Raw genomic sequence first — 7,294 nt, forward strand, 5'->3', positions numbered from 1 at the left:
CGCCATGGATACGCGCCATCCGCCCGCCTCCATCCGCGCCCAGCACCGGGCGGAGGATTTGGCACGCCGTCTGCCCGCCCTTCTGGTCGCCGCCGAACGCATCGCGGCGACCGTGGCGCAGGGGGCGCATGGACGGCGCCGGGTGGGGACGGGGGAGACATTCTGGCAGTTCCGCCGGTACCAGCAGGGCGATGCCCATAACCGCATCGACTGGCGCCAGACCGGCAAATCCGCCCATGTCTTCGTGCGCGAGAATGAGTGGGAGGCCGCCCAGACCGTCTGGATCTGGCGCGATGACAGCCCGTCGATGAACTGGCGGTCGGGCCGCGAGCTGTCGACCAAGCGCGACCGCGCCGATCTTCTGGCCCTGGCCTTGTCCGCCCTGCTGCTGCGCGGGGGGGAGCGGGTGCAATTGGCGGGCAGCGATGTGCCGCCATCCGCCGCCCGCTCCATCCTGCCGCGTCTGGCCGACTGGTTGACGGGGCAGATCTATTTCAATGAGGGCGCCGGCCTGCCGCCGACCGCCATAGAATTGCCCCGCAATGCCCAGGCCGTGCTGATCGGCGATCTTCTGTCGCCGCTGGACCAGATCGAGGGCGCGGTGGCGCGGCTGGCCGCGCGCGGGGTGCGCGGGCATCTGGTGCAGGTGCTGGACCCCGGTGAGGAGACCCTGCCCTATGAAGGGCGGGTGCGCTTCAAGGGGCTGGAGGGTGAAGGATCGCTGCTGGTGCCGCGTGTCGATGGCGTGCGCGAGGCCTATCTGGACCGGCTGGCGGCCCAACGCGACGGGCTGGCCGCCATTGCGCGTACCACTGGCTGGACCCTGACCCTGCACCGCACCGACAAGCCGCCGCAGACGGCGCTGCTGTCGCTGTGGGCGGCGCTGTCGGGGGAAGGGTGAGCCGATGCTGAACCTGGGTCCCATCGCCTTTGCCGCCCCCTGGCTGCTGCTGGGGCTGGTAGCGCTGCCGCTGCTCTACTGGCTGTTGAAGGTCACGCCGCCCAACCCGCGCACCATCAGCTTTCCCGCCATCCGCCTGCTGGCCGATCTGGTGCATCGGGAGGAGACGCCGAACCGCACGCCGCTGTGGATTTTGATCCTGCGCATCGTGCTGGCGGCCCTGGTCATCCTGGCCTTGTCGCGCCCGCTGCTGAACCCGGCGGCCACGCTGCCGGGGGGTGGGCCGCTGCTGCTGGTCGTGGATAATGGCTGGGCGGCGGCGCGGGACTGGCCGGCGCGGCTGTCGGCCATGGACAATCTGATCGATCAGGCCGACCGGCAGGGGCGGACCGTCACCCTGCTGGCCACCGCCCCCTCCCCCAATGGCGATGCCCCCGCGTTGGCCGGGCCGATGCCGGCCAATGCCGCCAAGCGGGTGGCACAGACGATGGCGCCCCATCCCTGGCCCGTGGACCGGGCCGGCGCCTTGCAGACACTGCGGCAGGCGTTCAAGCCGCAGGGATCGCCCTATATCGTCTGGCTGAGCGACGGGGTCGTCACGGCCAGCCCGGCGGGCATCGCCGATCCCGCCGCTGCCGATCTGGTCACCCATCTGCGCCGCCTGGGCGCACTGGAAGTACGCGGCGACGGGCAGGAACGCCCGGCCCTGCTGATCCGCCAGCCCGTGCTGGACGGCGCCAGCCTGCGCGTGCCCATCGAACGGTCCGAAACCAGCCTGCCCCTGCCCGTCACCCTGCGGGCGCAAGGCGCCGATGGCCGGCTGCTGGGCGCTGCCACCGCCACCCTGCCCGCCGGCGAAGGCCGGGTGGAGGTGCCGCTGGACCTGCCCACCGAACTGCGCAACGAGCTGGCCAGCCTGCGCCTGGAAGGGCAGGACAGTGCGGGTGCCGTGCTGCTGACCGATGAACGCTGGCGCCGCCGGCCCGTGGGGCTGGTCTCCGGCCGGGCGGCGGGCGAACAGCCGCTTCTGTCCGATCTCTATTACCTGGAACGTGCCCTGTCCCCCTATGCGGAGCTGCGCAAGGGCGAGATCGGGGATTTGCTGGACCGCACCCTCTCGGTCCTGATCCTGGCCGATGTCGGTTCGCTGACCGAGGCGGAGATGGCCCGGCTGCAAAACTGGATCGAGGGTGGCGGCGTCCTGCTGCGCTTTGCCGGCCCGCGTCTGGCCCAGAATGCCGACGCCCTGATCCCGGTGCCACTGCGCGCCGGGGGCCGGGCGCTGGGCGGTGCCCTGTCCTGGGATACGCCCGCCGGCCTGTCACCCTTTGCCGATGACAGCCCCTTCCACGGCCTGACCGTGCCCGCCGATGTGACGGTGAAGCGGCAGGTGCTGGCCGAACCCGGCATTGATCTGGCATCCCGCACCTGGGCCCGGCTGGCCGATGGCACGCCGCTGGTCACCGCCGAACGGCGTGGACGCGGTGCCCTGGTCCTGGTCCATACCAGTGCCGGGCCGGACTGGTCCAATCTGGCCCTGTCGGGGCTCTATGTGGACATGCTGCGCCGGGTCGTGGCCCTGTCCGCCGGGGTAGAGGGTGGGGAGGCATCGGGCATGCTGGCCCCGCGCGCCATCCTGGACGGGTTCGGGCGGCTGGCCGATCCGGCGGGAACCATTTTCCCCCTGGCCGCCACCGATCTGGGCGGGCCGGTCAGCCCGCGCCATCCGCCCGGTTACTATGGCCCTGCCGAATCGCCCCGCGCGTTGAACCTGTCGCCCGCCATCCCGGCCATGACCACGCCCGATGCGCTGCTGGCGGGTGTGCCCAAGGGATTGTACGCTGCCGGCGGTGAAACCGAATTGAAGCCGACCTTGCTGACCATGGCGTTGATCCTGGGCCTGATCGATCTGCTGATCGCGTTGTCGCTGCGCGGGCTGCTGCCGCGCCTGCCGGGCCTGGGCCGGGGGGCCGCCGCCGGTCTGGCCCTGCTGCTGGCAGGCGGGCTGGCCATGGGTGAGGCGCGGGCCGATGATACGCGTGCCATCGAGGCGACGGCCCAGAACTGGCTGGCCTATGTCCGTACCGGCGACGGGGCCGTGGACGGGGTCAGCAAGGCCGGCCTGGAAGGGTTGGGCCGGGTCCTGGCCGACCGCACGGCGGTGGAGGTGGCGGGCGCCATGCCCGTCGATCTGGACAATGATGAATTGTCCTTCTTCCCCCTGATCTACTGGCCCGTGACGGAGGGGCAGACCAGCCTGTCGGAAGCGGCGCGCAACCGCCTGAACGCCTATATGCGCCAGGGCGGCATGGTCCTGATCGATACGCGTACGCCCAGCGCTGCCGGCGACGGGCCGGGCGGACCGGGTTTGGAGGCGCTGCTGCGCGGGCTGGATATCCCGCCGCTGGCCCCTGTCGGTCCCGAACATGTGCTGACCAAGGCCTTCTACCTGCTGGGGGAATTCCCCGGACGCTATGCCGGCGGCGAATTATGGGCCGAGGCGCGGGAGGACAATGCCAGCAATGACGGCGTCTCCGCCGTCCTGATCGGGTCCAATGACTGGGCCGCCGCCTGGGCCATGGATGAACGGGGCCGCCCCCTCTATCCCGTTGTTCCGGGTCCGGAACGACAGAGGGAAATTGCCTATCGTGTCGGTATCAATATGGTCATGTATGCCCTGACCGGCAATTATAAGGCCGATCAGGTGCATGTGCCCGCCATCCTGGAAAGGCTGGGCCAATGATCGGGCAGGACATTGCCTTTGCCCCGCTGATCCCCTGGCCCGCCCTGATCCCGCTGGCCCTGCTGGCGGTGCTGATCGCCGGTTACGGGCTCTATCGCCGGGCGCGCGGTGGCTGGTGGCGCCTGGGCGGGCTGCTGGTTCTGGTCCTGGCCCTGTCCAACCCGTCGCTGGTGACCGAGAAGCGGGAACCGATCAAGGATGTGGCCGTGGTCGTCATCGACCAGTCGCCCAGCCAGAAGATCGGCGACCGCACGGCCCGCACCGAGAAGGCAGCCGCCGCGATCCAGGAGAAGCTGTCGCGCTTCGCCGATCTGGAGGTACGGGTGGTGCGCGCCGGCGGTGGGACCGGCGGTGAGGCGGAGGTGGAGGAAACCCGCCTGATGGAGGCGATGACCCGGGCCGTGTCCGACGTGCCGCGCGGTCGGCTGGCCGGCGCCATCCTGATCACCGACGGGCAGGTGCATGACGTGGCATCCGCCCGGCCCTCGCTGGCCGATTTCGGGCCGGTCCATGCCCTGCTGACGGGGGAGAAGGATGAGGGCGACCGCCGCCTGACCATCGTGCAGGCCCCCAGCTTCGGCATTGTCGGCAAGGACATCACCTTCACCATCCGCATCGATGACCTGCCCGCCGCTGGCGCCGGCGAGGTGGCGTCCGTCACCCTGCGCCAGGACGGGCAGGACCCGATCGGCATGGCCGTGCCTGTGGGACAGGAGGTGCCGATCACCCTGCCCCTGAACCATGGCGGGCTGAACATCGTTGAACTGACGGCAGAGGCCGGACGGCGTGAACTGACGCTCGCCAATAACCGCGCTGCCGTCGTGGTCAATGGCGTGCGCGACCGGCTGCGCGTGCTGCTGGTCTCGGGCGAGCCGCATGCGGGGGAGCGCACCTGGCGCAACCTGCTGAAGGCCGATCCCGCCGTCGATCTGGTGCATTTCACCATTCTGCGTCCGCCGGAAAAGAATGACGGCACGCCCATCCGCGAATTGTCGCTGATCGCCTTTCCGATCCGCGAGTTGTTTGAGATGAAGCTGTCGGAATTCGACCTGATCATCTTCGACCGCTACAAGAAGCGCGGCGTCATCAACAACATGTACCTGGCCAATATCGCCGAGTATGTGGAAAAGGGCGGCGCGTTTCTGGAGGCCAGCGGCCCGACCTTTGCCACGCCCATGTCGCTCTACCGTTCCCCCATCGGCACCATATTGCCGGCAGAACCCACGGGCCGCGTGCTGGAGGAACCGTTCAAGCCGACGGTGACGGAGGTGGGCAAGCGCCATCCCGTGACGGCGGGCCTGACCGATGCCGCCGACGGGGTCGGTCCCTGGGGCCGCTGGATGCGGCAGATCGACGTGACCGCCGACAAGGGCGCCACCGTCATGTCGGGGGCCGAGGGCCGGCCCCTGCTGATCCTGGACCGGGTTGGCCAAGGCCGTGTGGCGCAACTGGCGTCGGACCATTTCTGGCTCTGGTCACGTGGCTATGAGGGCGGGGGGCCGCAGGCGGAGCTTCTGCGCCGTCTGGCCCACTGGCTGATGAAGGAACCGGAGCTGGAAGAAAACGACCTGCGCACCGCCGTGGATGGCAGCCGCATCACCATCACCCGCCGGTCGCTGCAACCCGATACGCGGCCCGTCACCGTCACCTCCCCCGCCGATCAGGCGACGCAGGTGGAGATGCGGGATAGCGGAACGGGTCAGTCCGTGGGCACCCTGATCGCGTCCGAACCCGGCATCTGGCGGGTGAGCGATGGGGAAAAGTCGGCGGTGGCCGTGGTTGGCGCCGTGAACCCGCCGGAACTGGCCGATGTCCGCTCCACCCCCGACCCGTTGCAGCCGGCGTTGAAGGCCACGGGCGGCGGGTATTACTGGCTGGAAGGGGACGGGTCGTCGGTGCCCATCATCCGCCGCGTCCGCCCCGACCGCGACGCCGCCGGTTTCGGCTGGCTGGGCCTGCGCGGCAATGGCGACCATGTCGTCACAGGCGTGACGCAGACCCCGCTGCTGCCGGCCCTGCCGGTGCTGCTGCTGGCCATGGGCATGTTGGTGCTGGCCTGGCGACGGGAAGGGCGGGGGTAGGGTGGGATCGTAGCGCGGATTAGCGAAGCGTAATCCGCGGAATACCCCGCGTCGCTCCGCGGATTACGCTTCGCTAATCCGCGCTACTTCGCACCCCATGCAACCAAGTGAAACACTTTTACAGGGGGTGTTTCATATGCCCTGATCGGAGGTCGGCGCGGATACCAAGAACCCTTGCTGCCGCTCCCCGTAGGTCGCGGGTGAACGCAAGTGAACCCCGACGACGAACGACAGTGCTTTTGATGTCGGGGTTCACCTTTGGCTCACCCGCGACCTACGGGGAGCGATCTTCAACCAGGATTCTTGGTATGAAAGATCAGCCCGCCGTCTGCTTCTTCGCCAGCCTGGGTTCGCCGAACAGGTAGCCCTGGCCGAAATCGATATAGAGGTCGAGCAGTTCCAGAAGCTGGGCTTCGGTCTCCACCTTTTCCACGATCAGGTCGATATTGTTGCGGTCCAGCTGCTGGCGCAGTTCGCGCACGGCGCGCGGGTCGGCAAAGCGGCTGTCGGGGTCGAGCAGGCGGGCGGCGTCCAGCTTCACGAAGCGGATTTCATGGCGGGCCAGCTCGTTCCAGTCCAGATCCAGGCTGACCACCTGATCCATGGAAAAATGAAAGCCCAGCCGCCGCAACCCGTCCAGAAAGCCGGTGGCGAACAGGCCGCCCTGCATCAAATCATCCTGCGACAGCTCGAACACCAGCTTGGTCGCCAAGTTGGGGCTTTGCCCCATATAGGTGACGAATTCCCGCATAAAGGCGGCATCGTTCAGGGTGGCGGCGGAGATGTTGCAGAAGAAGCCGACATTCTGGTGCCGCTTCTCCGTCTCGCGCAGCAGCTGGATACAGCGGAACAGCAGCAGATTGTCGATGGTGGCGATCAGCCCCGCCTCTGCCGCCACGCCCAGATATTGTTCGGGCAGCATGTAGCGCGGCTTGCCATCACCATCCACCCCGGCCCGGATGCGGGAGAACAGCTCGTAATAGCGGTGCTTGCGCTGCGGCAGACTGACGACAGGCTGCAGGAAAATATCCACATGATCGGTGCGCAGCGCCGTGCGGACATGGTCCAGGACGGCATCGGGATCGGCGGGCATCGGCTGCGGCGCGAACAGCGGGCCGGCATCAGGACCAGTGGCCGGGCGCGGGCCGGATGCGGGCAGGCGGTGGGCCAGCCGTTCCAGCACGCGCGCTTCGGACAATACCGCCGCCACCTCCGGCGGGTCGGCGGGCAGGGCGCCGGAATGGCCGCGCAAAGCATCCAGTTCCAGACGCATCTCCTCCGCCACCGCCTCCAGGTCCCAGATGCGGGATTCCAGGCGGCTGCGTTCATCCTGACGCGCCCAGAATTCATGCAGCAACCCGCCGAAGGTCAGGATGGCGATGCCGAACAGCAGGGCCGTATGCCCATCCATCCCGCTGACCGACAAAGGCAGGGTCAGCGCTACGACCAGGGCCAAGGCGACATAGACGGCGGCAAACACCAGATGGCGGAACCAGTTCATATGCGCATCTCCCCTAGAGCGAACTTCTTTTGACTGGAACCGCGTTTTCATCGTCATCCCGGCGAAAG

The 7,294-nt window shown here is 68.4% G+C and carries 4 protein-coding genes; 3 read left to right on the top strand and 1 reads right to left on the bottom strand.

Annotated elements, in window-relative coordinates; genetic code table 11:
* The first annotated feature begins 4 nt into the window (after positions 1 to 4).
* From ACODSP_RS22410 to ACODSP_RS22420, 3 genes are read left to right on the top strand one after another with little or no spacing between them, the layout of a single operon-like run.
* The gene (locus tag ACODSP_RS22410; RefSeq protein WP_488967759.1) at positions 5 to 901 is read left to right on the top strand and encodes a DUF58 domain-containing protein; all 897 of its coding nucleotides are present in this window, start codon (positions 5 to 7) and stop codon (positions 899 to 901) included.
* Positions 902 to 905: 4 nt separating this feature from the next.
* On the top strand, positions 906 to 3,644 hold the full coding sequence (locus tag ACODSP_RS22415) for a DUF4159 domain-containing protein (RefSeq protein WP_488967760.1): 2,739 nt from the start codon (positions 906 to 908) through the stop codon (positions 3,642 to 3,644).
* On the top strand, positions 3,641 to 5,725 hold the full coding sequence (locus tag ACODSP_RS22420) for a hypothetical protein (protein WP_488967761.1): 2,085 nt from the start codon (positions 3,641 to 3,643) through the stop codon (positions 5,723 to 5,725). The genes ACODSP_RS22415 and ACODSP_RS22420 overlap by 4 nt, the downstream gene beginning before the upstream one ends.
* A gap of 316 nt (positions 5,726 to 6,041) precedes the next feature.
* On the opposite strand, the gene ACODSP_RS22425 is transcribed toward ACODSP_RS22420, so the two are convergent.
* Positions 6,042 to 7,226 (bottom strand): EAL domain-containing protein, encoded by a 1,185-nt coding sequence (locus tag ACODSP_RS22425; RefSeq protein WP_488967762.1) that lies wholly within the window; start codon positions 7,224 to 7,226, stop codon positions 6,042 to 6,044.
* Positions 7,227 to 7,294 lie beyond the last annotated feature (68 nt).

Source organism: Niveispirillum sp. FG156, assembly GCF_057809555.1.